A 25,517-nucleotide genomic window follows, 5' to 3' on the forward strand; every position below is an offset into this window, starting at 1 on the left:
TGCGCTGCGGCGATGGACATTGCCATCCTATTGAGATGCAACACCCCGGCGAGGGGGTTGTTCCCTCTGAGAACGACATGTACCGATCGCGTCAGTCCTCGAGGCCTTCGGGCACGGCGGCGTCGGTGCCGGGGATGCCGTCTGTCACGGCCTTCTTGTCGGCCATGGCCAACAGACGCCGGATGCGGCCCGCGACGGCGTCCTTGGTCAGCGGTGGATCGGCGTGATGACCGAGTTCATCCAGGCTGGCATCGCGATGCGAGAGCCGCAGCTCTCCCGCTTCGCGGAGGTGATCGGGCACGTCGTCGCCGAGGATCTCCAGGGCACGTTCCACGCGTGCGCATGCCGCGACGGCGGCCTGTGCGGAACGGCGGAGGTTGGCGTCGTCGAAGTTGACCAGACGGTTCACCCCGGCGCGTACTTCGCGGCGCTGGCGCATTTCCTCCCACGCCTGCGCCGTCTGGACGGCGCCCATCTCGGCGAGGGCGATGCGGATCGCCTCGCCGTCGCGCACCACGACGCGCGGCACGCCGCGCACTTCACGTGCCTTCGCGGCAATGCCGATGCGGTGCCCCGCTCCGACGAGAGCCATCGCCGCTTCGCCCGACGGGCACGAGATCTCTAGGGCGGCCGAGCGGCCCGGGTCGGACAGGGTGCCACTGGCCAGGAAAGCGCCACGCCACACGGCGGCCAAGTCGTGGCGAGCGCCGGTCGTGAGCTTGTTCGGCAATCCCCGCACGGGTCGACGTCGCGCGTCCAGAAGACCGGTCTGGCGAGCGAGGGTCTCGCCGCCTTCGATCACCCGCACGGCGAAGTGACCACCGGCGCGACCGCCGGATGCTTGCACGCGGTGCAGCTCGGGACGCACACCGTACAGCTCCATGATGTCCCGTGCCACGCGACGCGCCAGCGGATCGGTCTCCAGCTCCGCCTCTACCGCGACGCGACCGGCGATGGAGTGCAGGCCACCGGAGAAACGGAGGATCGCGGTGAGTTCGGCCACCCGTGCCGTGGGGCGAGGGTCGCGGACCGCGGCCAGCTCGGACTTCACGTCAACGGTCGGCGACACGGCGATCCTTCGTTCGGGGGGCGGGACAACGATCCAGCCTACTCGCGACCGAGGTCGCGATGCTTCACCCGAACGGCCACACCCGGTACCTCCGCCAGCCGGTCGGCCAGTTCGAGCACCGTCACCACCGACCGGTGCTTGCCACCGGTGCACCCGACGGCGAGCACCGAGTGACGCTTGTTCTCGCGCTGGTAGCCCGCAAGCACAGGGTGGAGTGCGGCCGCGTACGCGTCGATGAACTCGATCGCCCCCTCTTGCGCGAGGACGTACTCGCGCACCGGCTCTTCCTCCCCCGTTCGCCCCTTGAGCTCGGGAATCCAGAACGGATTGGGCAGAAACCGCATGTCGGCGACGAGATCGACGTCGGTGGGCAGGCCGTACTTGAAACCGAAGCTCATCACCGTGATCGTGTGCCGAGCGGCGCCCTCCTCGCTGAAGAGGTCGACGACACGGTTCGCCAGCTGGTGGATGTTCATCGCGCTCGTGTCGATGATGACATCCGCGCCCTCGCGGATGACGCCCAGACGGTCGCGTTCGCGCTGAATACCGTCGAGGATCGTGCCGTCGCCCTGCAGAGGATGCGGCCGGCGCACCGACTCGAAACGGCGCACCAGGGCATCGTCGGCGGCATCGAGGAACAGTACGCGCAGGGGGCGTCCGGCGCGCAGCGCGCTGGTCACCGCCGGCAACGCGCGGAAGAGGTCACGGCCGCGCACGTCGACGACGGCGGCGAGCTTCGGAAGGGCCTCACCCGCCAGTTCGGTCAGTTCCAGCAAGGGGCCGAGCATCTGGGGCGGCAGGTTGTCGACCACATACCACCCGAGGTCTTCGAGAGCATTGGCAGCCGTCGTGCGGCCAGCTCCGGACATCCCGGTGACGATGAGCACCTCGCCGGCGGGCTGGTCGTCTGCCATGTGCCCTCCCTGGACGGGTCGCGGGTCGATCGGGATGAGGACAGCCTATCGATTCGCCAGGCGCTGCTCGATCGCGGTGGCGAGCTTGGGACCGATGCCCGGGAGCGCAGTCATCTCGTCGGCGGTCGCTGCGCTGAGGGCGGTGACGGAGCCGAAATGCCGCAACAGCGCCTTGATCCGCGCATCCCCCAGTCCCGGAACCTCGCTGAGCACGCTCGAGATATCGCGACGACGGCGCTTGCGTTGGTGCGTAATCGCGAATCGGTGCGCTTCGTCGCGCAGCCGCTGCAGCAGGTAGAGCGCCTCGGAGGTGCGCGGGAGGATCACCGGATACTCCTCACCGGGCAGCCAGATCTCTTCCAGCCGCTTCGCGATTCCGCAGAGCGCGATCTCTGTGTGACCGGCATCCTCGAGGGCGCGTGCCGCCGCGGCGACCTGAGGGGCGCCACCGTCGACGACGAGCAGCTGCGGGCGGTAGGCGAACCGCGGTCGCTTGCGGTCGGTCACGACCGGAGCATCGGGATCGGAATCCGCCGTCACGGCGGCCTCAGCGGCGTCCGCGTCGGATGCCGCGTCGTCGCGGTCGACGTGGGCGAGCCGGCGGGTCAAGACCTGATAGAGCGAGTCGGTGTCATCCGTGGTCTCGGGAACGCCGAACGAACGGTACTGATCCTTGCGCGGCAAGCCGTCTTCGAAGACCACCATCGACGCGACGACGTTGGTACCCGACAGATGCGAGACGTCGTAGCACTCGATGCGCAGCGGCGCCTCGTCCATCCCGAGGGCGATTCGAAGGTCCGTGAGCGCCTTGGTGCGGGCGGTGTAGTCGGAGGTACGGCGGGTCTTGTGGAGCAAGAGCGCCTGCTGCGCATTGAGGGTCGCAGTGCGCAGTAGGTCGGCCTTCCGACCTCGCTGGGCGACTTGAAGGGTGACGCTCTTGCCGCGGCGTTCCTGGAGCCACTGCTCCAGATCGGCGGCATCGTCGGGCAGCGTCGGAACGAGCACTTGACGGGGGATCTCCCCCGCGGCGGCCGCACCGTAGGTGCGCTGGATCACCTGATCGACGAGGTCGGCACCGGAGATGTCGAGTTCTTTGTCGATCGTCGTCGCCCGCACACCGCGCACGCGACCGCCGCGCACAACGAAGTGCTGCACGGCCGCCGACAGTTCGTCCTCGGCGATACCGAAGAGGTCGGCGTCGGTGTCTTCGGCGAGCACGAGCGAGCTGCGGCTGAGCACCGCGTCGATGGCTTGCAGTCGATCGCGGTACAGGGCCGCGGACTCGTAATCCATCGCCGCGGACGCTTCGCGCATGCGCTTGGTGAGGTCGCGGGCGAAACGCTGGTCTCCGCCGGCCATGAAAGCGACGAAGTCGTCGACGATCGCGCGGTGCTCTTCGATGGTCACCTTCATCGAGCACGGACCGCCGCACCGCCCGATCTGGCCAGGGAAGCACGGCCGACCCGACGCCATCGCCTTCTTGTAAGACGCATCGGAGCAAGTGCGGATCGGGAACACCTTGATCATCAGATCGATGGTGTCGTGCACCGCCCACACCTTGGGATAGGGCCCGAAGTAGCGGGCACCGGGAATGCGCCGGTTGCGGGTCACGATCACCCGCGGAGCCTCATCGGCCAGGGTGATCGCCATGTACGGATACGACTTGTCGTCCTTGTATCGCACGTTGAATGGCGGCGAGAATTCCTGGATCCACATGTACTCCAGCTGCAGTGACTCCACATCGCTGCCAACGACGGTCCATTCGACGGATGCCGCGGTCAGCACCATCCGCCGAGTGCGTTCGTGCAGCGTGTGCAGCGGCGCGAAGTAATTCGACAGGCGCGCGCGAAGGTTCTTCGCTTTGCCCACGTAGAGCACACGACCGTCCGCATCACGGAAGCGGTACACGCCGGGCTGGGTCGGAATCTCACCCGGCCGCGGCTTGTACGGGAGCGCGTCGGCCATCTCAGCCGGCCTTCCGCACCGGCCCCCGAGCCTGCGCGGCGAGTTCCTGACCCGACCGCTCCGACGCGAGGATCTCGGCCAAGAATGCCCCGGTGTGGCTCTCCTCGACACGGGCTACCTGCTCGGGGGTGCCGGATGCGACGATCTGTCCGCCGCCAGACCCGCCCTCGGGGCCGAGGTCGATGATCCAGTCGGCCGACTTGATGACGTCGAGGTTGTGCTCGATCACCACGACCGTGTTGCCCTTGTCGACCAGTCCGCCCAGAACCTGCAGCAACAGAGAGACGTCTTCGAAGTGCAGACCCGTCGTCGGCTCATCGAGAACGTAGATGCTGCGCCCGTTTGAGCGGCGCTGCAGTTCGGTGGCGAGCTTGACGCGTTGCGCCTCGCCGCCCGAGAGGGTCGTGGCGGACTGACCGAGACGGACGTAACCGAGACCGACATCGACGAGGGTCTTCAGGAAGCGGTGGATCGCCTGGATCGGCTCGAAGAACTCAGCCGCCTCGGAGATCGGCATCTCGAGCACCTCGGCGATGTTCTTGCCCTTGTAGTGCACGGCCAACGTGTCGCGGTTGTACCGCTTGCCGTGGCACACCTCGCAGTCGACGTACACGTCGGGCAGGAAGTTCATCTCGATCTTGATCGTCCCGTCACCCGAGCACGCCTCGCAGCGCCCCCCCTTGACGTTGAAGCTGAAGCGGCCGGGCTGGTAGCCGCGCACCTTAGCCTCCGGCGTCTCGCTGAAGAGCGTGCGGATGCGGTCGAACACACCGGTGTAGGTTGCGGGGTTGGACCGCGGGGTGCGTCCGATCGGCGCCTGGTCGACGTGCACGACCTTGTCGAGGTTGTCGAGACCGGTCACACGAGTGTGCTTGCCGGCGACGCGACGCGCGCCGTTGAGCTTCGTGGCGAGCACTTCGTAGAGGATGCCGTTGACCAGTGTCGACTTTCCCGAACCGCTCACGCCGGTGACGGCCGTGAGCACCCCCAACGGGAACTCGGCCGTCACGTTCTGGAGATTGTTCTCCCGCGCCCCGACGACGGTGAGCATGCGCTTCTTGTCGATCTTGCGGCGCTTTTTCGGCGTCGCGATCGCCCGACGGCCGCTGAGGTAGGCGCCGGTCAGGGAACGTTCTTCCTCGAGCAGCGAGGACAGCGGACCCGAGTGGACCACCTCTCCCCCGTCGACGCCGGCACGCGGACCGATGTCGACGATCCAGTCGGCGGCATGCACCGTCTCCTCATCGTGCTCGACGACGATCAGCGTGTTGCCGAGGTCTTTGAGTCGCACCAACGTCTCGATGAGACGCCGGTTGTCGCGCTGGTGGAGACCGATCGACGGCTCGTCGAGCACATAGAGCACGCCCGTGAGGCCGGAGCCGATCTGCGTCGCCAGACGGATGCGCTGCGCCTCGCCACCGGACAGCGAACCCGCGGCTCGCCCGAGGCTGAGGTAGTTCAGTCCGACCTGCACGAGGAAGTCGAGGCGCGCGCGGATCTCCCGCAGCACCGCGGCCGCGATCTGGGCCTCACGATCGGAGAGCTCGAGCTGGGCGAAGTACTCCTGCGCCTCGGCGAGACTCATCCGCGACGCGTCGGCGATCGACCGCTCGTGTACGAGCACGGCGAGCACTTCGGGCTTCAACCGGTCGCCATGACAGACCGCGCAGGGCACCTCGCGCAGGTACTCGGCCCAACGCTGACGCTGCGCGTCGGTCTCGGCCTGGGTGTACTGACGCTCGATGTAGGGCACGACGCCCTCGAAACCGGACGAGTAGCGCATTTCGCGGCCGTAGCGATTGCGCCACTTCACCGTGACCTTGTAGTCCTCGCCGCGGAGGATCGCGTCCTGTACCTCGCCGGGGAGGTCGCGCCAGGGCGTGTCGAGCGAGAACCCGAGGTCGTCCGCGAGGCCCACGAGCAGTCGCTCGTAGTACTGGTAGAGCCCCTTGCCTTGCGTGGTCCACGGGATGATGACGCCCTCGTTGATCGAGAGGTCCTCGTCGCCGAGCATGAGTTCGACGTCCACGGACATGCGTGTTCCGAGGCCGGAACAGGTCGGGCAGGCGCCGAACGGGGCGTTGAACGAGAACGTGCGCGGCTCGATCTCGGTCAGCTGGAGCGGGTGCCCGTTCGGGCACGCGAGCTTCTCGCTGAAGCTCACCCACGCGTCGTCGCCCTCTTCGTCGACGAAGTTCACTTGCATGATGCCGCCCGCAAGACCCAGGGCCGTCTCGACGGAGTCGGTGACGCGGCCGAGGATGTCGGAACTGGCGACGAGACGGTCGACGACGACAGCGATGTCGTGCTTGTAGCTCTTCTTCAGCGTCGGCGGCTCGGCCAGCTGGATGAGGTCGCCATCGACGACCGCGCGCGCGTATCCCTTCGCCGACAGCTCCTTGAAGAGGTCGACGAACTCGCCCTTCTTCTGGCTGACGACGGGGGCGACGATCTGATAGCGCGTGCGCTCGGGGAGCTCCATGAGCTGGTCGGCGATCTGCTGGACGGTCTGCCGCTGGATCCGCGCACCGCACTCGGGACAGTGCGGAATGCCGATGCGCGCCCAGAGCAGGCGCATGTAGTCGTGGATCTCGGTGATCGTGCCGACCGTCGAACGCGGATTGCGGTTGGTCGACTTCTGGTCGATCGAGACGGCGGGGCTCAACCCCTCGATGAAGTCGACGTCGGGGCGGTCGACCTGCCCCAGAAACTGGCGCGCATAGGCGCTCAGCGACTCGACATAGCGCCGTTGACCCTCGGCGAAGATCGTGTCGAACGCAAGGCTCGACTTTCCGGAGCCGGACAGGCCGGTGAACACGACGAGAGAGTCGCGCGGGATGTCCAGATCGACGTTCTTGAGGTTGTGGACACGGGCTCCGCGGACGCTGAGTTTCGACGAGGCGACAGGGACGATGGGCACCGCACAAGTCTAGGTGTGGCCTCAGACACCGGATCCGACGTGCGCTCTCGGCGTAGCGCGAGGCGCCGATCAGTCCGCGCGTCGACCAGCGAACGGCGCCAGCGCATCGCGAAGCCCGGCGAGCTCGGCGGCATCCATCCCCACGCGCGCCATGATCTGTTCGGGCACGGGCAGCGCCAATGTTCGCAGCGCCCGACCGTCGGCTGTCAGGGCGATCTCGAGCACCCGTTCATCGTCGGCCCGTCGGCCGCGCGAGACGCGGCCCTGCGACTCCAGGCGTTTGACCAGCGGGGACAGGGTGGCCGGCTCCATCGCCAGCTCTTCGGCCAGATCACCCAGCGACCGCGGCGACTGCTCCCAGAGTGCGAGCATCACGAGGTACTGCGGATGCGTGAGTCCAAGCGGCTCGAGCACCGGCCGGTAGATGGAGACCACATTGCGCGCCGCCGTCACCAGCGCGAAGCACAGCTGATTCTCGAGCTTCAACAGATCGTCGCGGGCATCCACCCTGCCATCCTAGACCAATTAGTTAGTACACTAATGGTCATGACACGAAAAGAACCGGAACGCCCACCGCTCCGCGAGCGGGTGCGCGAGGCGGGAGGCTGGTACACCTACCTCAACACGCGACTGATCCGGTTCGCCGGTCCGGCATCGGTCGGCCCCTACGACGTCGAACCCGAGCCCGAGCGCGCCGAGCGCGCCTGCCCGCTGTGCGGCGCCGCCATGTCGGCGCACACGTTCGACCGCAGCGGCCCGAAGCCGCTCATGCACTGCCCCTGAGAGAGCCCTGCCCCGGAGAGATCTCAGCGGTCGGATGCCGGCGGGGTCGCGTTCTGGTCGCGACGACGCTGCAGGGCCCACTCGACCTCATCGGGATCGCTGTGCGGCACGATCACTCCATCGCGCATGATCTGGTGGCGCTCGTCGCCCTTTCCGACGATCGCGAGGAGGTCGCCTTCCCCCGCCAGCTCGACGGCCTTGTGGATCGCTTCGGCACGTCCGCCCACATCGAACACCTCCGCGCGCGATCCGCGGGTTCCGCGCACCACGGCGCGGCGAATCGTCGCGGGATCCTCGTCGGCCGGGTTGTCGTCGGTCACGATGACGATGTCCGACGCCATCGCGGCGAAGCGTCCCATGAGCGGACGCTTGTGGACGTCGCGGTTTCCGTTGGAGCCGATCACCGTGATGATCCGCCCCGGCGTCAGCGGACGCAGCGCGCACAGCAGGGCGTTGATGGCCTCCGGCTTGTGCCCGGCGTCGATGACCACCTGGAACTCGGCATCCACGGGCACGAACTGCACCCGGCCCTCGACGCCCGTGAACGCGGCGATGCCCTCGACTGAAGCGTCCAACGGGTGACCGACCAGATCGAGCGCGGCGACGGCGGCGAGGATGTTGCTGACGTTGAACTCGCCGACGATCGGTGTCGTGAAACGCGCGGTCTGACCGTCAGGTCCGACGACGGTGAACGAGGATCCCTTGAGACCGAGCTCGATGTCGACGGCACGCCAGTCGGCCGGGCGCCCCGTCACCGAGAACGACTGGGTCTGCAGCTCGGGGTCGGCGTGCAGACGACGCCCCGCGCCGTCGTCGATGTTGACGAGGCCGATGCCCGACATCGTGCTCGTCAACAGCTCGCGCTTGGCGAGGAAGTAGGCCTCCTGCGTGCCGTGGAAGTCGCGGTGATCGTGCCCCAGGTTGAGGAACACACCGACGTCGAAGCGGAGGCCGTCGACGCGATTCATCGTGATCGCGTGACTGGACACCTCTGAGGAGACGACCTCGACGCCGCGTTCGCGCATGAGGGCGAGGAGGGCGTGCATCTGCGGCGCCTCGGGCGTGGTGAGGGTCGACGGCACAGCGACACCGTCGATGCGCGTGCCCATCGAGCCGATGACGCCGCTGCGGATCGACCGCCGGGCGGCGTCGACCAGGTACGTCGTCGACGTCTTGCCCTGCGTGCCCGTGATGCCGATGGTCTTGAGGGACTCGGCGGGCCGGCCGTAGAACCATGCCGCGAGCGATCCGAGGAAGCGACGAGGGTGCTGGTCGACGACGATGCGCGGCAGCGAGGCGACGTCGGATGCCCCGTCGATGAGAGCGGCGCCGGCTTCATCCGTGAGCACCGCGGCCGCCCCCGCAGCCACGGCGGCCACGACGAAATTCGCACCGTGCGTGCGTGCGCCGGGCTGGGCGAAGAACAGGTCGCCGGGTTGGGTCATCGCTGTGCTGAGCGCGATGCCGGTCACGCTCGTCGAACCGTGCACGCGGGCACCGGGGATATGCGCCGCGATCTCCTCGAGGGTGCGGGGGGTCACGAGGCGGGGACGATTGCCCGCCTCGACGGCGGCAGCGGACTCTCCCGCCGCGGCATCCGACTCATCCGACACGGCAAAATCCTCGATACTCACCCGGCGACGATAGCAAATCCGACGCGGCGCGCCCGTCGCCCGCGCCGTTCATACGCCGGGCCGACGGCCGGTTCAGGCGTGGCCCGCCCGCTCCATGGCACGCAACTCCTTCTTGAGATCCTGTACCTCGTCACGCAGCCGCCCGGCGAGCTCGAACTTCAGTTCCGCCGCGGCCGCCAGCATCTGGTTCGAGAGGTCCTCGATCGTCGATTCCAGCTGCATCGCGCCCTCGGCGGCGATGCCTTCGCGACGCAGGCGTGGCGTCGGTGAGCCGCCGCGTCCGCTGCTGCCCTTGCGCGCGAGCATCGCCTTGGTGTCAGAGGCTTCGCGTGCGAGCACGTCCGTGATGTCGGCGATCTTCTTGCGCAACGGCTGCGGGTCGATGCCGTGTGCGGTGTTATAGGCGATCTGCTTGTCGCGACGCCTCTCGGTCTCGTCGATCGCCGAGCGCATCGAATCGGTCATGTTGTCCGCGTACATGTGGACCTCGCCCGACACGTTGCGCGCGGCGCGACCGATCGTCTGGATGAGCGAGGTGCCGCTGCGAAGGAACCCCTCTTTATCGGCGTCGAGGATGGCGACCAGTGACACTTCGGGGAGGTCGAGACCTTCGCGCAGGAGGTTGATGCCGACGAGAACGTCGTAGATGCCTTGGCGCAGCTCAGTGAGCAGTTCGACGCGCCTCAACGTGTCGACATCGGAGTGCAGGTAGCGCACGCGCACACCGTGCTCGCTGAGGAAGTCAGTGAGCTCTTCCGCCATCTTCTTCGTGAGCGTGGTGACCAGCACGCGCTCATCGCGTTCGACGCGGATGCGGATCTCCTCCAGCAGATCGTCGATCTGACCCTTGGACGGTTTGACGACGATCTGGGGGTCGACGAGACCGGTCGGACGGATGATCTGCTCGACGATGCCGTCGGCGATGCCCATCTCGTAGCGCCCGGGTGTCGCCGACAGGTAAACGGTCTGACCGATGCGGTTCTTGAACTCGTCGAAGCGAAGCGGACGGTTGTCCAGAGCACTCGGGAGGCGGAAACCGTGGTCGACGAGCGTGCGTTTGCGCGAAGCATCGCCCTCGTACATGGCCCCGATCTGCGGGACGGTGACGTGCGACTCGTCGATAACCATGAGGAAGTCGTCGGGGAAGAAGTCGAGGAGGGTGTGCGGGGGCTCACCCGGCGCGCGACCGTCCATGTGGCGCGAGTAGTTCTCGATGCCGGAGCAGAAGCCGAGCTGCTGCAGCATCTCAAGATCGAATGTCGTGCGCATGCGCAGTCGCTGCGCCTCGAGCAGCTTGCCCTGGCCCTCGAGTTCCTTCAGCCTCTCGGCGAGCTCGGCCTCGATCGTGCCAATGGCGCGGTGAACGGTGTCCGTACCGGCCACGTAGTGCGAGGCCGGGAAGATCGGGACGCTGTCGAGCTTCTGCACCACGTCGCCGGTGAGCGGGTGCAGCATGTACAACGCTTCGATCTCATCACCGAACAGTTCGATACGGACGGCGTACTCCTCGTACACCGGAATGATCTCGATCGTGTCTCCGCGCACGCGGAAGTTGCCGCGCGAGAAATCGACGTCGTTGCGGTTGTACTGCATCGCGATGAACTTGCGGATCAGAGCGTCGCGGTCGTAACGCTCCCCCACCTGCAAAGCCACCATCGCCCGCAAGTACTCCTCCGGCGCACCGAGGCCGTAAATGCACGACACCGTGCTGACCACCACGACGTCGCGCCGGCTGAGCAGTGCGTTCGTGGTGGAGTGGCGGAGCCGCTCGACTTCTGCGTTCACCGAAGAGTCCTTCTCGATGAACGTGTCCGTCTGCGGAACGTAAGCCTCGGGCTGGTAGTAGTCGTAGTAGCTCACGAAGTACTCGACCGAGTTGTTCGGCATGAGGTCGCGGAACTCGTTGGCGAGCTGCGCAGCGAGCGTCTTGTTGTGAGCGAGCACGAGCGTCGGGCGTTGCACCTGCTCGATCAGCCAGGCCGTCGTCGCCGACTTACCGGTTCCGGTCGCACCCAAAAGTACGACGTCGGTCTCACCGGCGTTGATCCGCGCGGCGAGATCGGCGATGGCCTGCGGCTGGTCGCCACTGGGCACGTACTCGCTGATGACCTCGAACGGCCGAACGGATCTCGTGGTCTGCATTCCTCCAGCGTAGAGTCGGCTTCCGACATTCGGGCCTGCGTTCGCCGACGGCATCCCTCGGCACGACGCCCTGCCGGAAGCCCACGTACCCTGGGCACATGGTGGAGTTCCTCGTCGGATCCGGCCTTGCAGCCGCCGCAGGCCTGAACGCGTGGATGCCGCTGTTCGTGCTGGGCCTGCTGGACCGCTTCCTGCCGGTCATCCAGCTGCCGAGCTCGTGGTCGTGGCTTTCCAGCGACGCCGCCCTGTGGATCACCGGCATCCTCCTGGTCGTCGAGATCGTCGCAGACAAGATCCCCGCCATCGATTCGGTCAACGATGTTCTGCAGACGGTCGTGCGCCCGGCATCCGGCGGCATTGTCTTCGGCGCGGGCGCGAGCGCAGAGGCGGTGCGCGTCGACGACCCTTCTTTGTTCTCGGGCGGAACGTGGGTGCCCATCGCGATCGGTGTCGTCATCGCCCTGGCGATCCACGCTCTGAAGGCGTCGGTGCGACCGGTCGCGAACGTCGCCACCGCAGGTCTTGCGGCGCCGGTGCTCTCCGCGGGCGAGGACGTGTCGGCGTTCGTCCTCATCCTCGCCGCGATCTTCGTCCCGGCTCTCGCGGGGGTGCTGATCGTCGGACTCGTCTTCGCCGCGATCGTGCTCCTGCGTCGACGGCGCCGACGTGCATCGGCGGAACGCTCGACCGCGGCGACGCGCTAGACGAGGCTTCGTTCGTCGCTGCCACCCGACGCGGTGAGCCGATCCCACAGGGCGTCCGCCTGGGCGACCGTGTCATCGATCGTTCCGGTGGTGTCGATGACGACGTCTGCGATCGCGAGACGGGCGTCGTCGTCGGCCTGTGCGGAGATGCGGGCCCGCGCATCGTCGGGCGTCATCCCGCGAAACGCCACGAGACGCTCTCCGCGAGTGGATGCCGGAGCGTGCGCGACCACGACCAGTTCCCACGGATCATCGGCGCGCGCCTCCACCAGAAGCGGCACGTCGTAGACGACGACGGCGTGCGGGTCGGTGGCGAACGCCTCCGCGAACTTCCGGGCGGACTCCTCCCTAACCGCGGGATGGACGATGGCGTTGAGCCGTCGGCGAGCCGCACTGTCGGAGAAGACGATCGCGCCGAGGGTGGGCCGGTCCAGCGAGCCGTCGGCGGCGATGACGCCGGCGCCGAAGGAATCCGCGATGGCGTGCAGCACGGGGCTGCCCGGTTGCTGCACCTCACGGACGATCGCGTCCGCGTCGACCACGATTGCGCCCCGTTCCGCGAGGCGGCGCGCGATGGTGGACTTTCCCGATGCGATTCCGCCGGTGAGAGCGATCAAGGGCATGACTACGAGGATGCCACGTCTGACGAGGACGACGTCGGCGGGCCCGCGACGATCACCGAGGCTTCGGCGATCCGGGCGGCACGCAACGCCGACTCGCGCGCGGCGCTGAGGAGAACATCGGGGTCGTGTCCCACGATCTGCGTGAGCGCGGCGCCGACGCCAACCGAGGGAAGGCGCCCGTGATCGGTCGTTGTGAGCTCGTCGATCACGCCGCGAAACAGCGCCCCACCGATGCGGCGCGTGTCGGCGGTGGATTCGGCGAAGGTGCAGATGGCGAGCTGGCCGTCGCCATCCTCGCCGACGAGGGCCGCTGCCGGAGCATAGACGCGCACCGCGTGGCGACAGGTGGCGGAGATCGCGTCGACGACGTCACCGCCGAACGCGTCGCCGATCTCGTCCAGGCCGTCGGCGCGCAGCACGATCACCGCGATCCCCTCGTGCCGCCACGAGGCGCGCTCGGAGATGTCGGCAAGAGCACCTGCGAATGTGCGAGAGAGCATGACGCCGTCCGCCGCGACGCCGTTGGAGGTGAGCCACTCGTACCGCTGCACACTCGTGCGGTGCGATCGCAGCACCGAGGTGACCATGGCGGCCACCATCGTCAGGATCACCGTGACGATGCTCGCGCTGACCGATCCCAGCCAGGTCGAGAAGAGTGCACTCTCGGGGCCCAAGGCGAGGAACACCACAAGCCGCAGCGCGTAGAACGCGGCGGCCACGGCAAGGACCAAAGACAGCGTCCAGGCGCTGGGCAGTCGGCGCATCGGAGTTCGCAACGATTCCGCCGCACCCGACGCGAACAACACCACGAGCGACGCGGCCATCACACTCCACCCACCCCAGCTTCCCCGCACGGGATACTCGATGAGGGCGACGACGAAGGCTGCGAGGGCCAGCAGCCCCACGACGATCGCCGCGGTCGTCAGCGCACGGTCGTTGAACAACCGGCATCCGAGAAGCATGAAACCCGCCACGCAGACGAACAGCGTGTTGCCCACCGCCACGGTCACGGCCCCTCCCACACCCGCCGACCACGCCATATAGGCGAAGGTGGTGGCGAGGCCGCAGAAGAATGCCACGGCCCAGAGCCGGCCCGGTCCCGTGTCTCGGCGGAGGAGAGTGTCGAGGATGAAGGTGACGCTTGCGACCGACGCGACGATCGCCGTCATGACGGTGACGCTGAACAGATCGAGAGTCATCGAGCGGAATCCTCGTCCGACGAGTCTGCTGCGCCGCGGGCGATGGCAAGATCACGCTCGTACACGTCGCTCGTGGCGGGGAGCACCACCGTGAAGACGGTTCCCTCTCCGGCGACCGAATCGACCGAGATGGTTCCGCCGTGCGCCGTGACGATATCGCGGGTGATCGACAAGCCGAGCCCATTGCCGGGCACGAGCGGCGTCGCACGGAAGAACCGGTCGAACACCCGCGCAGTGGATTCGGGGGTCATGCCGATGCCGGTGTCGGCGATGCGGACCACCGTGTGGATGCCGTCCGTGGCGGTGGATGCAGTGACGGTGCCCCCGTCCCGGTTGAACTTGATCGCGTTCGCGAGCAGATTGTCGACGACCTGGCGGATGCGCGACGGGTCGGCGTACGCCTGCGCCCATCCTGAACGATCCACGCGGACCGTCACGAACCGGTCTGCGGCCACCGGCTCGAGGGCGGCGACGGCCGATCTCAGCACCTCGACCATGTCGAGCGTCTGAGGACGCGGCCGCGTGTCGATCGACGACCCCGAGCGCGACGACGCCGACAAGATGTCCGTCACGATGCTGAGCAGACGTTCACTGTTGCGGTGTGCCGTGTCGATCTGGCGGCGTGCGATATCCGTGAGGGTGCCCCCGTCGAGCACGAGCTCCAGGTAACCGAGGATCGAGGTCAACGGCGTGCGCAGCTCGTGCGAGATCGACGCGACGAGGTCGTCGCGCACGCGTTGCGCCTCGTGCTCGACGGTGACGTCGCGAGCGATGAGCACGGCACCTGCCGGCGTGCCGTTGTGATCGTTCAGGTGACGACCGGTGAAAGCGATGGCCCGTCGGCTGCCGTCGGGCACGGCGAACCACAACACGACCTCCTCGAACGATTCGCGTCGCTGCAGGCGGAGAAGGGGATGCTGCGAGGGATCGAGCGGCGACAGATCCTCGTCGGTCACCTCGGCGGTGTCGGAGCCGGTCGAGAGGAACCCGGGGATGTGTCCGAAGCGCACCTGCGCGTCGTTCTCGAGCACGACCTCGCCGGCCTCGCTGAGACGGATCACGCCGAAGTCGACCGTGTCGAGCACCTCGCTCACGACCTGCTCCTGGCGGAGCGCCTCGCGGTGGGCAGCGGAAGCGCGCACGGCCTGTCGGTCCAGAAGGCGGCGCTGGGCACGATGTCGCCGCGCGGAGGAATAGCTGGCAGCGCTGACCGCCACGATGATCGCAGGAAGAAGCACGACGGCGTAGATTCCGTGCGCCGAGCCGTTCGCGAGAATCACCCAGTACACCGCGGGGATGCCCACGGCCGCCAACGCGAAGCCGACCCTCCCGAGGGTGGGCAGCCACATCGCGGGGAACACCCACAACAGCGCGAAGCCTCCGCCCGGATCCGAGACGCGCAGCACGGCGATCGCGGCGACGTCGATCATCGGGATGAGCGCGACCCAGAAGGGGGGCACGCGCGACCATGGGAAGGCGAGGGCGGCGATACCGCCAGCGACGACGAGCAGCAGCGCGATGCCGAACTGTCCGGCGTCGGCAAGCGAGTCCGTCGCCAAGCCCAGGACGAACAGGACGCCCACGACGGCACAGAGTACGAGTTGATTGTTCGCCGCCGCGCGGTCGTGCAGTTCTCCGCTGATGCGACCATCGGCGGAGCGAAGAGGGGGCTCCATGGGATGACGTTACAGCCGCGTGAAGCACTCAGGACGAAGACAACGGCGACAGGGCCGCCGCCCGGAGAAATCCGGGGCGACGGCCCTGTTCACGATGTTGCTTCTCAGCGACCCGACAGCTTCTCGCGAAGAGCCGCGAGAGCCTCGTCGTCGGCGAGCGTTCCGCCGCCGTTCGAGGTGTCGGAGGAGAACGACGACGAACCGGTCTCGGTCGGTGCAGCGGCCTCAGCTTCGAGCGTCTTGGCGACGGCGAGCTTGTGCGCCTCCCAGCGAGCCTGGGCAGCGGCGTACTCCTGCTCCCACTTCTCGCGCTGAGCGTCGAAGCCCTCGAGCCAGGCACCCGACTCGGGGTCGAAGCCCTCGGGGTACTTGTACTCGCCGTTCTCGTCGTACTCGGTGGCCATACCGTACAGCGCCGGGTCGAACTCGGTGCCGTTGGGGTCGACCGACTCATTGGCCTGCTTGAGCGACAGCGAGATGCGGCGACGCTCGAGGTCGATGTCGATGATCTTCACGAAGACCTCTTCACCGACAGACACGACCTGCTCCGCGAGTTCGACGTGCTTGCCGGAGAGCTCCGAGATGTGCACGAGGCCCTCGATGCCGTCCGCGACGCGCACGAATGCACCGAACGGAACGAGCTTGGTGACCTTGCCCGGCGCGACCTGACCGATCGCGTGGGTGCGGGCGAACACCTGCCACGGGTCTTCCTGCGTCGCCTTCAGCGACAGGGAGACCCGCTCGCGGTCGAGGTCGACCTCGAGGATCTCGACGGTGACTTCCTGGCCCACCTCGACGACCTCGGAGGCGTGCTCGATGTGCTTCCAGGACAGCTCGGAGACGTGCACGAGGCCGTCCACGCCGCCCAGGTCGACGAACGCACCGAAGTTGACGATCGAGGACACGACGCCCTTGCGAACCTGACCCTTGTGCAGGTTGTTGAGGAACGTGGTGCGCGACTCGGACTGCGTCTGCTCCAGCAGGGCGCGGCGCGAGAGCACGACGTTGTTGCGGTTCTTGTCAAGCTCGAGGATCTTGGCCTCGATCTCCTGACCCAGGTAGGGGGTGAGGTCGCGGACACGGCGCAGCTCGATGAGCGATGCGGGCAGGAAGCCACGCAAGCCGATGTCGACGATGAGGCCACCCTTGACGACCTCGATCACGGAGCCGGTGACGACACCGTCGTTCTCCTTGATCTTCTCGACGTCGCCCCACGCACGCTCGTACTGTGCGCGCTTCTTGGAGAGGATCAGGCGGCCTTCCTTGTCCTCCTTCTGGAGAACGAGGGCTTCGACCTCGTCGCCGACCTTGACGACCTCGTTGGGGTCGACGTCGTGCTTGATGGAAAGCTCGCGCGAGGGAATGACGCCCTCGGTCTTGTACCCGACGTCGAGGAGCACCTCGTCGCGGTCGATCTTCACCACGGTGCCTTCGATGAGGTCGCCGTCGTTGAAGAACTTCAGGGTCTTCTCGACCGCGGCCAGGAAGTCCTCAGCAGATCCGATGTCGTTGATGGCGACCTGCTTGGTGGCCGGGGCGGTCGTTGCGGTAGTCATGTAGTGGGTTGTCCTTGTTGGGTTGGGTGTCGGGCTCTGGCGCGGATGGTCGTGGTGCGGCACCCGTTCGAAGACGAACGGATATCGCCGCCAGAGCGGTCGGTCAGGGATTGCGTGTCATGATTGCGCGGCGCAGCGCCACACGAATGACACTCCAGAGTATCAGAATCGCCGGATCACCGCGGTGCGCGAGCGACGCCCGACATCATCCTCGCAGCGGGTCCGCGGGGTCGGTCGGATCGAGCGCCGGCGCCCCGGGTCGCGAAAGGGTCAGCACCGCCCAGGCGACGCGCGGACTCTGCGCGAGACGATCCTCGATGGCGTTGAGCTGCTCGGCGACCATATGTTCGGGGATGTCTCCCACGAGATCGACCGCGGCGACGACGAACACACGACCGGGTCCCACATATTCGATGTGCAAGTAGGTGATCTGAGCGATCTCGGACTGCGCGAGCAGCTTCTGCAGCGCAGCGGCTCGCACCATCGGTTCCACCGCCACGCCGACGAGGAAGCGCCGGTTCTGGCGGATCAGCACCACCGCGACCACCGCGAGGAGCACGCCTACCAGGATCGAGCCGACGGCATCCGGCACGGCGGAGCCCGTGAGTTGGTGCAGCAGGATCCCGGCGAAGGCGATGGTGAGACCGATCAGCGCGGCCGCATCTTCGAAGAAGACGGCGCGCAGGGTGGGGTCGGATGTGCCCATTACATAGTCGAGGACATCCCGGGAGCTCTCCCTTGCGTGTCGGCGAGACTGGCGGAGCGCTTGCAGGAAGGACACTCCCTCGAGCACGAACGCGACGCCGAGTACGGTGTACGACACCCAGAACATTCCGGCCGGCTCGGGCGAGAACAGCTCTTGCACGCCGTGCATGATCGACACGCCCGCGCCGACGGCGAACAGGCCGAACGCCGCGAACAAAGACCAGACATAGGCCTCGCGGCCGTATCCGGTGGGATGCCGCGCGTCGCGCGGCCGCACCGAACGCCGCGCTGCGACGTAGAGGAGAACCTCGTTGCCGGCGTCGGCCCACGAGTGCGCCGCCTCCGCCAGCATGCTCGCGGCGCCGGTGAGCATCGCGGCGACCGTCTTCGCGATCGCGATGAGCACGTTCGCTCCGAGCGCGATGAGCACCGTGGTCAGCGATTCGCTCTTGCCTGCCGGCTCGTCGACGCCCAACGCCTGAGCAGGCCCCGGTGCGGCGGTGAGCGCTCGGGGCGGGCGCGACGGAGTCATACTCACACGCTACGCCGGTGGACCGCCCCGTCGAGGTAGACCCAGCGCCCGTCAACGCGTCGGAACCGGCTGATCTCGGCGAGCACTCCCCGTTGCCCGGTGACCGAGTCGCGCCATGACGCACGGAAGCTCACGGTTCCGCGGGTGTCGTCGATCGATCCGCCCTCTACGGCGTTGATGTCGAGGCCTTCCCACGCGAGACCGTTGTCGGCGTCGAGACGTGCGGGGCGGGTCGCCGGATGCCAGGACACCTGTAGATGAGCGAGATCGCCGAGGGCGAAGGCCGCGTAGCGAGATCTCATCAGTGCTTCGGCCGTCGGCGCCGGGATTCCATCGAGTACCGGTCCGCAGCACTGCGAGAAGGGCACCCCACTGCCGCAGACGCACGCCGAGTTCGGCGCGGGACGTCGTCCTCGCGCCGCCGAAACCTGCCCGAACGACATCCTCCGACTCTACGACGCAGCTGTGGATAACCCCTGTCGGGTTCGACACTCCTGACTACCGTGGGGGCATGGCGACTCATCGACGCGCGACAGCCGCAGTGCTCGTGACGCTCGTGTGTGCGCTCGCCGCTACCGGTTGCACGACCGCTCCCGCTCCGACCGCGAGTCCGACGTCCACCGGCTTCGCTTCCGACGACGCCGCCTTCGCCGCCGCCGAGGCGACCTTTCGTTCCTACATCACCGCCTCGAATGAAGTGCATCCCGAGGACGCAAGTACGTTTGAGGATTTCCTCTCACTGTCGACCGGCGAACAACACGCCTTCGATCAAGAGCGTCTAGAGAAGTACCACGCCGATGGCTACAAGCTCACGGGCGCGACAAGAATCGTGAAGGTCAATCTCGACAGTTTCAACCCCGATCAGAGGCTCATAGCGCTCAACGTCTGCCTAGACGTTTCCCAGGTCGAGATACTCGACTCCTCCGGAACATCCGTCGTCTCGCATGACCGCCCGGACCAACAGAACCTGAGCGTCCGACTAACGACTGATCCGATGCGAGTTTTGCTAATCGAGGGGTCGAACGGAGCTGACGCGTGCTCAAACTAGCTCTCGTTGCCACCGTCGCCTCGCTGCTATCGCCCGCCTCTAGCGTTCCCTGCGATTTCACTACTTCCGCTTGCTCTGTGTCGAACAACGGTTCGTCCGTCGAGCTCGGCGCGACGCGACCGGGGGCATCCGAAGGTGGTAGCGGCGGCAGCGATTCCGGCGGCGTCACCGTGCCCGCTCCTCCCCCGCCGGTCTGCACCGATTCCCTCTGCCGCGGCAACTACTCGGTCGGCGTGCTGCGGCCCACACTCACCGACGTCGCGTCCTTCGCTCCCACCTCGGCGCCCTTCGTCGACGAACCCGACGGGGTCGGAGTCGTCGGCATGCCCGTGAACTTCGTCGTGAGTGCCGGGGTCCACGAGCAGGCCGGACGTCTCTTCGATCTGCCGGTGACGGTGCGGTTCACTCCGACGTCCTACGTCTTCACACACGGCGACGGTACATCCCGGGAAGCGACAACCGGAGGCCGCAGGTGGGCTGAGCTCGGGCTCGCCCAATTCAGTGCCACCCCGACCAGCCACGCGTACGCATCCCGCGGCACCTACACAGCCACTGCGGCTGTCCGATATGCGGCCCAGGCGAACTTCGGCAACGGTTGGATAGACGTACCCGGTCAGCTCGAGATCCCGATCGGCACGACCACGCTGCAGATCGTCGAGGTGAAGACCGCCCTCGTCGACAAGACGTGCGCCGAGAACCCCACAGGCCCAGGGTGCTGATCGCCACCACGGGCGTCTGACCTCCATGACAGGATGAGCGCGTGGCCGATCGCCTGATGCTCCTCGACACCGCGTCCCTCTACTTCCGCGCGTTCTATGGCGTCCCCGACACGGTGAAGGCGCCCGACGGCAGACCCGTGAATGCCGCCCGCGGCCTGCTCGATATGATCGCCAAGCTGGTCACCATGTACGAGCCCACCCATGTCATCGCCTGCTGGGACGACGACTGGCGACCGCAGTGGCGCGTCGACCTCATTCCGACCTACAAGACCCACCGGGTCGCCGCAGTCCTCGACATCGGAGCCGACGTCGAAGAGGTCCCCGACCCCCTGACCGCTCAGATCCCCGTGATCCGAGACGAGCTCGGCGCCCTCGGCATCCCCATCGTCGGACATGTGGACCACGAAGCCGACGACGTCATCGCCAGCTACGCGACGCAGTCGCCGGTCGCCGTCGACGTCGTCACCGGCGACCGGGACCTCTTTCAGCTCGTCGACGACGACCAACAGATCCGGGTGATCTACACAGGTCGAGGAATGAGCAAGCTCGAAGTACTCGACGACGCCGCCGTGGTCGCCAAGTATGCCGTGCTGCCGACGCAATACGCCGACTTCGCAGCGCTGCGCGGCGATGCCTCCGACGGCCTTCCCGGTGTCGCCGGCATCGGCGAGAAGACCGCCGCGACGCTCCTGGCCACCCACGGCGACCTGGCCGGCATCATCGCCGCAGCCGCGTCCGGCGCCGGGCTCACGGCGAGCGTGCGCGCCAAGGTGCTGGCCGCGAGCGACTACCTCGCCGTCGCACCGCGGGTCGTCGAGGTCGTGCGCACGCTCGCGCTGCAGCCCATCGACAACTCCCGTCTGCGCCTGCCGGATGCCGCCGAGATCGCTCGAGTGGATGCCGAGTGGAACCTCGGCACGCCACTCGCCCGGACCGTCGCCGCGATCACCGCTCGGGTCTGAGCCGCTGCGTCAACGGCCCAGCCACTGCTGCAGACGCTCCCGCGGCCACGTCGTGACGATCCGCTCCGCGGGCACGCCCGCGCGCTCGGCCCGCGCAGCACCTTCGTCCAGCAACCCGAGCTGACCGGGTGCGTGCGCATCGGAGTCGATCGAGAAGAGGCATCCTTCCGCCAGCGCCAGCGCGATGAGGTCATCAGGCGGATCTTCGCGTTCTGGCCGCGCGTTGATCTCCACCGCGACGTCATGCGCAGCGCACGCGGCGAACACCGCGCGGGCGTCGAAGGTCGAGGGGGGACGCGTCCCGCGCTCGCCCCGCACGAGTCGGCCGGTCACGTGACCCAGCACATCGACGTCGCCGCGGGAGACAGCGCTGACCATGCGGCGCGTCATCGCGGGCGCCTCCAGACGGAGCCGAGAGTGCACGGACGCGACCACCACGTCGAGGCGGTCGAGGAGCGCCTGTTCCTGGTCCAGGTGCCCATCGTCGAGGATGTCCACCTCGATACCGCTGAGCAACGTGAACCCGTCGCAGGTGAAGGCCGGCAGCTCATCCAGCTGCGCTCGCAGGCGCTCCGCGGTCAGACCGTTGGCGACGCGGAGCCGCGGCGAATGATCCGTCAGCGCCAGATACTCATGCCCGAGCGCGCGAGCCGCCTCCACCATCTCCCCAATCGATGTCGTGCCGTCCGACCAGTCGGAATGACAGTGCAGATCGCCGCGCAACGACGCCCGCAGCGCCGACGACGCGGGTGCGTATCGCTCGCGAAGTTCGACGAGGTAGCCGGGCACCTCGCCGGCCGACGCCTGCTGAATGACCCGAAAGGAAGAATCGCCGATTCCCTTGCGTCGGCGCAGCGCGGCGGCATCCGCCATCTGATCGTCGGTGAGGTCGGCGATCGCCGCCGCCGCCGCTCGGAACGCGGCGGAACGATACCGCGATGCCCGCTCCCGTTCGAGCAGGCTCGCGATCTCGCGCAGCGCATCGATCGGCTTCATGTGACAGCCATCATGTCAGCGCAGCGCACACAGCGAAACGGGCCCGCGTGAGACGCGGACCCGTTTCGAGTGGGGGGAAGATCGGCGATCAGGCCCTGGTGACGCTGGAACGGCGCACGATCACCGGTACCGAGGCGAGGCGCGTCAGGGCGGCCCCGAACAGGATCGACAGGATGCCAACCCCCATGGCGAAGGCCGCGACTCCGAAGGAGACGACCGAGGTGAACAGCGATGCGCGCAGGAACGACGCGTTCATCATGGTCGCGCGCACCGGGTCATCCTTGCCGAGCTCGGCGTACGTCTTGCCCTCCGACGCCTTCAGCGCGTGGTGCTGGATGATGTCGGCCTGCACGTACGCGGTGAAGGGGCCCTGGACGGTCTGCCCCTGGAAGGCGATGGCGTCATCCGGCACCGTGATGTTCTCGGCGCGAAGCTGGGTGGACACAGCGACCCAGACGATGACTCCGACGACGATCAGCGCGATGCCACCGAGGATGCCGAGAATGCCGGCGATCTTGACGAACCCGACCTTCTTCTGCGGGGGTTCGACGGTGTCTGCGGTGGCGATGTTCTCTGACATGGTGATGTCCTCTCTGGGGTGCCGGGCTGTGATGTCACGGTATCGCTCCCAGAAGCACAAGCCCCAGTGGATGGGCCAGAGAAAACCCTGTGGTCAGTCCACAGGACGGGTCGTCGCCTCGACCCACTTCGACAGCACGCCTGCCGCCGCCCCGTCATCGATCGCTGATGCCGCGCGATCGCGAGCCGCGGCGAGCCGCTCCACGATGGGGTGCTGCACCTGCGTTGCGTCACGGAACAGCTCGTAAGCGACGATGCCGGCTGCGGCGTTGAGGAGCACGATGTCGCGCACCGCCCCCTTCTCGCCGTCCAGAACGCGGTGCACGACCTCTGCGTTGTGCTGAGCGTCACCGCCCAGCAGGTCGCTGATGTCGGCCAGCGCAATGCCGAGATCACGGGGATCGAGATCGTGCTCGTGAATGTCGCCGCGGCTGATCTCCCACACACGGCTGTGACCGGTGGTGGTGAGCTCGTCGAGACCGTCGTCTCCGCGGAAGACCAGGGCCGTGGCGCCACGGGTCTGGAAGACGCCGGTGATCAGCGGCACGCGGTCGAGCGCGGCCACGCCCACCGCATTGGCCTCGGCGCGAGCCGGGTTGCACAGCGGTCCCAGGAAGTTGAACACCGTCGGCACTCCGAGTTCCGAACGCGTCGGGCCCGCGTGGCGGAATCCGGGGTGGAAGGCCGCGGCGAACGCGAACGTGATGCCGGCCTCGGCGAGTACGTCGGCCACCCGCTCCGGCGGCAGTGCGAGGTCGATGCCGAGCGCGCCGAGAACATCAGATGAGCCCGACGCCGAGCTGGCCGCGCGATTGCCGTGCTTCACGACCGGGATGCCGGTGGCTGCCGCCACGATCGCCGACATCGTCGACACGTTGACAGTGCCGAAGCGATCGCCGCCGGTACCGACGATGTCGAGCACGTCCGCAGGAACGGGCAGGGGCAGCGCCGACTCGAGGATCGCGTCGCGGAACCCGACGATCTCGTCGACCGTCTCGCCTTTCGCCCGCAGCGCGAGCAGGAATCCACCGAGCTGAGACGGGGTCGCGGCACCCCGCATCACCTGCCGCATCGCCCAGGTCGATTCCGACACACTGAGGTCGCGCCGCTCGAGAACGGCAGTCAGGATCTCGGGCCAGGAATAGAGCTCCGCCATGAGCCCTGATCCTATCGGCACTCTGCCAGCGAACTCCCGGCGGGTGCGAAGCGCCGTCCAATGCCTCCGAAAGTCGAACGCACCTTCAGTGATGCGAAAACCGGCTGTGAAATCAGCCATAATGGGGAGCGTGACGACCACTCCATCGACCTATTCCCACGCCTTGCGTTCCGTCAAGCGGCCGGATCCGGTCGCGGTCGGCACCATCGTCTGGCTCGGCAGCGAGGTCATGTTCTTCGCGGGTCTGTTCGCGATCTACTTCACGCTGCGCAACGCCTCCCCCGATCTCTGGGCCGAGAGCACCGGCGACCTGAATGTGCCATTCGCGGCCGTCAACACGCTGATCCTGGTGCTGTCGTCCTTCACCGCTCAGGCCGGCGTGTTCGCCGCAGAGCGCTTCCAGCCGTACCGCCGCGGCTCCTTCTGGCAGTTCCGCCAGTGGGGCATGGTCGAGTGGTTCTTCCTCACCTTCCTCATGGGAGCCGTCTTCGTTTCCGGCCAGGTCTGGGAATACGCGACGCTCGTCATGGAGGGCCTACCGATCAGCGCGAGCTCGTACGCGTCGGCCTTCTACATCACCACCGGTTTCCACGCACTGCACGTGACGGGCGGTCTCCTGGCCTTCCTCCTCGTCATCGGCCGCGCCTACGCCGTCAAGAACTTCGGTCGCAAGGAGATGACGTCCGCGATCGTCGTCTCCTACTACTGGCACTTCGTCGATGTGGTGTGGATCGTGCTGTTCTTCGTCATCTACGTCGTCAAGTGAGAGCGGAGCTGAGTTCCTCCATGGCATCCAAGACCACCCGACCGAAGACCGGTCGCCGCAGCAAGTGGGCCGCGGCCGCGCTGATCGGAATCGGCCTGCTCGTCACCGGCGGCGTCTACGCCGGCGCCTCGGCGGCCATGGCGTCGACCGAGCCCGCGTCGTCGGCGTCCACGACGCTCACCGTCGATGACGGCAAGAAGCTCTTCCAGGCCAACTGCGCCACGTGTCACGGCCTGAACATGGAAGGCTCCGCCGACGGGCCCTCGCTCTACGGCGTCGGCGAACTCGCGGTGGAGTTCCAGATGTCCACCGGTCGCATGCCCTTGCAGATGCAGGGCCCTCAGGCTCCGCAGAAGCCCGCGCAGTTCACCGAAGACCAGATCAAGGCGATCGCGGCCTGGGTCCAGTCGGTCGCTCCCGGCCCGACCTACCCCGACGCGCACATCCTCGACGGCAAGGGTGACGTCGCCAACGGCGCCGAGCTCTTCCGCATCAACTGCGCGATGTGCCACAACGTCGCTGCTGCCGGCGGCGCGCTGACAGAGGGCAAGTACGCCCCGGCGCTCACCAAGACCAGCCCGCTGCACATCTACGCCGCGATGGTCACGGGCCCGCAGAACATGCCCGTGTTCAACAACATGACGATCACGCCCGACGAGAAGCGCGACATCATCTCGTCGCTGATGTACCTGCAGAACAACGAGTCGGCCGGAGGGTTCAACCTCGGCTCGCTCGGTCCGGTCTCGGAAGGTCTGTTCATCTGGATCTTCGGCATCGGCGCTCTGATCGGCATCACCGTGTGGATCACGGCGAAGTCGAACTAATCGGGCATTCGTGGACAACGGCACTGACGTAGGGAACGGACGAGA

At 67.2% G+C, this 25,517-nt stretch carries 23 protein-coding genes; 7 read left to right on the plus strand and 16 right to left on the minus strand.

The window, feature by feature from the left end; genetic code table 11:
• Positions 1–91: 91 nt before the first annotated feature.
• From whiA to ITJ43_RS02825, 5 genes are all read right to left on the minus strand, one after another.
• Complete coding sequence (gene whiA, locus ITJ43_RS02805) at positions 92–1,069, minus strand: DNA-binding protein WhiA (protein WP_194581932.1); 978 nt, start codon at positions 1,067–1,069, stop codon at positions 92–94.
• 38 nt (positions 1,070–1,107) lie between these two features.
• Positions 1,108–1,983, minus strand: coding sequence for an RNase adapter RapZ (gene rapZ / locus ITJ43_RS02810; RefSeq protein ID WP_194581934.1), 876 nt, complete (start codon positions 1,981–1,983; stop codon positions 1,108–1,110).
• A gap of 45 nt (positions 1,984–2,028) precedes the next feature.
• On the minus strand, positions 2,029–3,948 hold the full coding sequence (gene uvrC / locus ITJ43_RS02815) for an excinuclease ABC subunit UvrC (protein WP_194581936.1): 1,920 nt from the start codon (positions 3,946–3,948) through the stop codon (positions 2,029–2,031).
• A gap of 1 nt (position 3,949) precedes the next feature.
• Positions 3,950–6,868, minus strand: coding sequence for an excinuclease ABC subunit UvrA (gene uvrA, locus ITJ43_RS02820; protein WP_194581938.1), 2,919 nt, complete (start codon positions 6,866–6,868; stop codon positions 3,950–3,952).
• 69 nt (positions 6,869–6,937) lie between these two features.
• A complete protein-coding gene (locus tag ITJ43_RS02825; protein ID WP_194581940.1) occupies positions 6,938–7,375 on the minus strand; it encodes a MarR family winged helix-turn-helix transcriptional regulator in 438 nt (145 codons plus the stop codon).
• 33 nt (positions 7,376–7,408) lie between these two features.
• Between ITJ43_RS02825 and ITJ43_RS02830 the strand changes: the two genes are divergently transcribed.
• Positions 7,409–7,651: a hypothetical protein gene (locus tag ITJ43_RS02830; protein ID WP_194581942.1), complete on the plus strand. Its 243-nt coding sequence runs from the start codon at positions 7,409–7,411 to the stop codon at positions 7,649–7,651.
• A 23-nt stretch (positions 7,652–7,674) separates the two neighbouring features.
• On the opposite strand, the gene ITJ43_RS02835 is transcribed toward ITJ43_RS02830, so the two are convergent.
• Positions 7,675–9,285 carry a UDP-N-acetylmuramoyl-L-alanyl-D-glutamate--2,6-diaminopimelate ligase gene (locus tag ITJ43_RS02835; protein ID WP_323741102.1) on the minus strand — a complete coding sequence of 537 codons (1,611 nt, stop codon included), beginning with the start codon at positions 9,283–9,285 and terminating at the stop codon, positions 7,675–7,677.
• Positions 9,286–9,357: 72 nt separating this feature from the next.
• The gene (uvrB, locus tag ITJ43_RS02840; protein ID WP_194581944.1) at positions 9,358–11,427 is read right to left on the minus strand and encodes an excinuclease ABC subunit UvrB; all 2,070 of its coding nucleotides are present in this window, start codon (positions 11,425–11,427) and stop codon (positions 9,358–9,360) included.
• 98 nt (positions 11,428–11,525) lie between these two features.
• Between uvrB and ITJ43_RS02845 the strand changes: the two genes are divergently transcribed.
• Complete coding sequence (locus tag ITJ43_RS02845; RefSeq protein WP_194581946.1) at positions 11,526–12,131, plus strand: DUF4126 domain-containing protein; 606 nt, start codon at positions 11,526–11,528, stop codon at positions 12,129–12,131.
• Here ITJ43_RS02845 and coaE read toward each other — a convergent pair.
• From coaE to ITJ43_RS02875, 6 genes are all read right to left on the minus strand, one after another.
• On the minus strand, positions 12,128–12,754 hold the full coding sequence (coaE, locus tag ITJ43_RS02850; RefSeq protein ID WP_194581948.1) for a dephospho-CoA kinase: 627 nt from the start codon (positions 12,752–12,754) through the stop codon (positions 12,128–12,130). The two genes, ITJ43_RS02845 and coaE, sit on opposite strands and share 4 nt — an antisense overlap.
• A 2-nt stretch (positions 12,755–12,756) precedes the next feature.
• Complete coding sequence (locus tag ITJ43_RS02855) at positions 12,757–13,953, minus strand: diguanylate cyclase (RefSeq protein ID WP_194581950.1); 1,197 nt, start codon at positions 13,951–13,953, stop codon at positions 12,757–12,759.
• A complete protein-coding gene (locus ITJ43_RS02860) occupies positions 13,950–15,629 on the minus strand; it encodes a sensor histidine kinase (RefSeq protein ID WP_194581952.1) in 1,680 nt (559 codons plus the stop codon). The genes ITJ43_RS02855 and ITJ43_RS02860 overlap by 4 nt, the downstream gene beginning before the upstream one ends.
• Before the next feature lie 104 nt (positions 15,630–15,733).
• A complete protein-coding gene (gene rpsA / locus ITJ43_RS02865) occupies positions 15,734–17,185 on the minus strand; it encodes a 30S ribosomal protein S1 (protein ID WP_194581954.1) in 1,452 nt (483 codons plus the stop codon).
• Positions 17,186–17,390: 205 nt separating this feature from the next.
• Positions 17,391–18,422 carry a cation diffusion facilitator family transporter gene (locus ITJ43_RS02870; protein ID WP_416361055.1) on the minus strand — a complete coding sequence of 344 codons (1,032 nt, stop codon included), beginning with the start codon at positions 18,420–18,422 and terminating at the stop codon, positions 17,391–17,393.
• Between the two features lie 2 nt (positions 18,423–18,424).
• Positions 18,425–18,865, minus strand: coding sequence for a YchJ family protein (locus ITJ43_RS02875; RefSeq protein WP_194581956.1), 441 nt, complete (start codon positions 18,863–18,865; stop codon positions 18,425–18,427).
• 68 nt (positions 18,866–18,933) lie between these two features.
• On the opposite strand from ITJ43_RS02875, the gene ITJ43_RS02880 reads away from it, so the two are divergent.
• From ITJ43_RS02880 to ITJ43_RS02890, 3 genes are all read left to right on the plus strand, one after another.
• On the plus strand, positions 18,934–19,470 hold the full coding sequence (locus ITJ43_RS02880) for a hypothetical protein (protein ID WP_194581957.1): 537 nt from the start codon (positions 18,934–18,936) through the stop codon (positions 19,468–19,470).
• Between the two features lie 77 nt (positions 19,471–19,547).
• Positions 19,548–20,189, plus strand: coding sequence for a hypothetical protein (locus ITJ43_RS02885; RefSeq protein ID WP_228495285.1), 642 nt, complete (start codon positions 19,548–19,550; stop codon positions 20,187–20,189).
• Positions 20,190–20,230: 41 nt separating this feature from the next.
• A complete protein-coding gene (locus tag ITJ43_RS02890) occupies positions 20,231–21,151 on the plus strand; it encodes a 5'-3' exonuclease (protein WP_194581958.1) in 921 nt (306 codons plus the stop codon).
• 9 nt (positions 21,152–21,160) lie between these two features.
• On the opposite strand, the gene ITJ43_RS02895 is transcribed toward ITJ43_RS02890, so the two are convergent.
• The 3 genes from ITJ43_RS02895 to trpD form a co-directional block, all read right to left on the minus strand.
• Complete coding sequence (locus ITJ43_RS02895) at positions 21,161–22,147, minus strand: PHP domain-containing protein (protein WP_194581959.1); 987 nt, start codon at positions 22,145–22,147, stop codon at positions 21,161–21,163.
• Between the two features lie 88 nt (positions 22,148–22,235).
• The gene (locus ITJ43_RS02900; RefSeq protein WP_194581960.1) at positions 22,236–22,727 is read right to left on the minus strand and encodes an aromatic ring-opening dioxygenase LigA; all 492 of its coding nucleotides are present in this window, start codon (positions 22,725–22,727) and stop codon (positions 22,236–22,238) included.
• A gap of 93 nt (positions 22,728–22,820) precedes the next feature.
• A complete protein-coding gene (gene trpD / locus ITJ43_RS02905; RefSeq protein WP_194581961.1) occupies positions 22,821–23,882 on the minus strand; it encodes an anthranilate phosphoribosyltransferase in 1,062 nt (353 codons plus the stop codon).
• Between the two features lie 121 nt (positions 23,883–24,003).
• On the opposite strand from trpD, the gene ITJ43_RS02910 reads away from it, so the two are divergent.
• Together ITJ43_RS02910 and ITJ43_RS02915 are read left to right on the plus strand one after the other, a co-directional pair.
• Positions 24,004–24,648, plus strand: coding sequence for a cytochrome c oxidase subunit 3 (locus ITJ43_RS02910; protein WP_194581962.1), 645 nt, complete (start codon positions 24,004–24,006; stop codon positions 24,646–24,648).
• Positions 24,649–24,668: 20 nt separating this feature from the next.
• Positions 24,669–25,472 (plus strand): cytochrome c, encoded by an 804-nt coding sequence (locus tag ITJ43_RS02915; protein ID WP_194581964.1) that lies wholly within the window; start codon positions 24,669–24,671, stop codon positions 25,470–25,472.
• Positions 25,473–25,517: the final 45 nt, after the last annotated feature.

The sequence above is a fragment of the Microbacterium sp. VKM Ac-2870 genome (genome assembly GCF_015350795.1).
Lineage (GTDB): Bacteria > Actinomycetota > Actinomycetes > Actinomycetales > Microbacteriaceae > Microbacterium.

What these genes read in the sequence shown, in the direction of transcription:
- rapZ (WP_194581934.1), bottom strand. Translation starts at nt 1,983, where the DNA reads ATGGCAGACGACCAGCCCGCCGGCGAGGTGCTCATCGTCACCGGGATG.
- uvrC (WP_194581936.1), bottom strand. Translation starts at nt 3,948, where the DNA reads ATGGCCGACGCGCTCCCGTACAAGCCGCGGCCGGGTGAGATTCCGACC.
- ITJ43_RS02830 (WP_194581942.1), top strand. Translation starts at nt 7,409, where the DNA reads ATGGTCATGACACGAAAAGAACCGGAACGCCCACCGCTCCGCGAGCGG.
- uvrB (WP_194581944.1), bottom strand. Translation starts at nt 11,427, where the DNA reads ATGCAGACCACGAGATCCGTTCGGCCGTTCGAGGTCATCAGCGAGTAC.
- ITJ43_RS02845 (WP_194581946.1), top strand. Translation starts at nt 11,526, where the DNA reads ATGGTGGAGTTCCTCGTCGGATCCGGCCTTGCAGCCGCCGCAGGCCTG.
- coaE (WP_194581948.1), bottom strand. Translation starts at nt 12,754, where the DNA reads ATGCCCTTGATCGCTCTCACCGGCGGAATCGCATCGGGAAAGTCCACC.
- ITJ43_RS02855 (WP_194581950.1), bottom strand. Translation starts at nt 13,953, where the DNA reads ATGACTCTCGATCTGTTCAGCGTCACCGTCATGACGGCGATCGTCGCG.
- ITJ43_RS02860 (WP_194581952.1), bottom strand. Translation starts at nt 15,629, where the DNA reads ATGGAGCCCCCTCTTCGCTCCGCCGATGGTCGCATCAGCGGAGAACTG.
- rpsA (WP_194581954.1), bottom strand. Translation starts at nt 17,185, where the DNA reads ATGACTACCGCAACGACCGCCCCGGCCACCAAGCAGGTCGCCATCAAC.
- ITJ43_RS02870 (WP_416361055.1), bottom strand. Translation starts at nt 18,422, where the DNA reads ATGACTCCGTCGCGCCCGCCCCGAGCGCTCACCGCCGCACCGGGGCCT.
- ITJ43_RS02875 (WP_194581956.1), bottom strand. Translation starts at nt 18,865, where the DNA reads ATGTCGTTCGGGCAGGTTTCGGCGGCGCGAGGACGACGTCCCGCGCCG.
- ITJ43_RS02880 (WP_194581957.1), top strand. Translation starts at nt 18,934, where the DNA reads ATGGCGACTCATCGACGCGCGACAGCCGCAGTGCTCGTGACGCTCGTG.
- ITJ43_RS02895 (WP_194581959.1), bottom strand. Translation starts at nt 22,147, where the DNA reads ATGAAGCCGATCGATGCGCTGCGCGAGATCGCGAGCCTGCTCGAACGG.
- ITJ43_RS02900 (WP_194581960.1), bottom strand. Translation starts at nt 22,727, where the DNA reads ATGTCAGAGAACATCGCCACCGCAGACACCGTCGAACCCCCGCAGAAG.
- trpD (WP_194581961.1), bottom strand. Translation starts at nt 23,882, where the DNA reads ATGGCGGAGCTCTATTCCTGGCCCGAGATCCTGACTGCCGTTCTCGAG.
- ITJ43_RS02910 (WP_194581962.1), top strand. Translation starts at nt 24,004, where the DNA reads ATGGGGAGCGTGACGACCACTCCATCGACCTATTCCCACGCCTTGCGT.
- ITJ43_RS02915 (WP_194581964.1), top strand. Translation starts at nt 24,669, where the DNA reads ATGGCATCCAAGACCACCCGACCGAAGACCGGTCGCCGCAGCAAGTGG.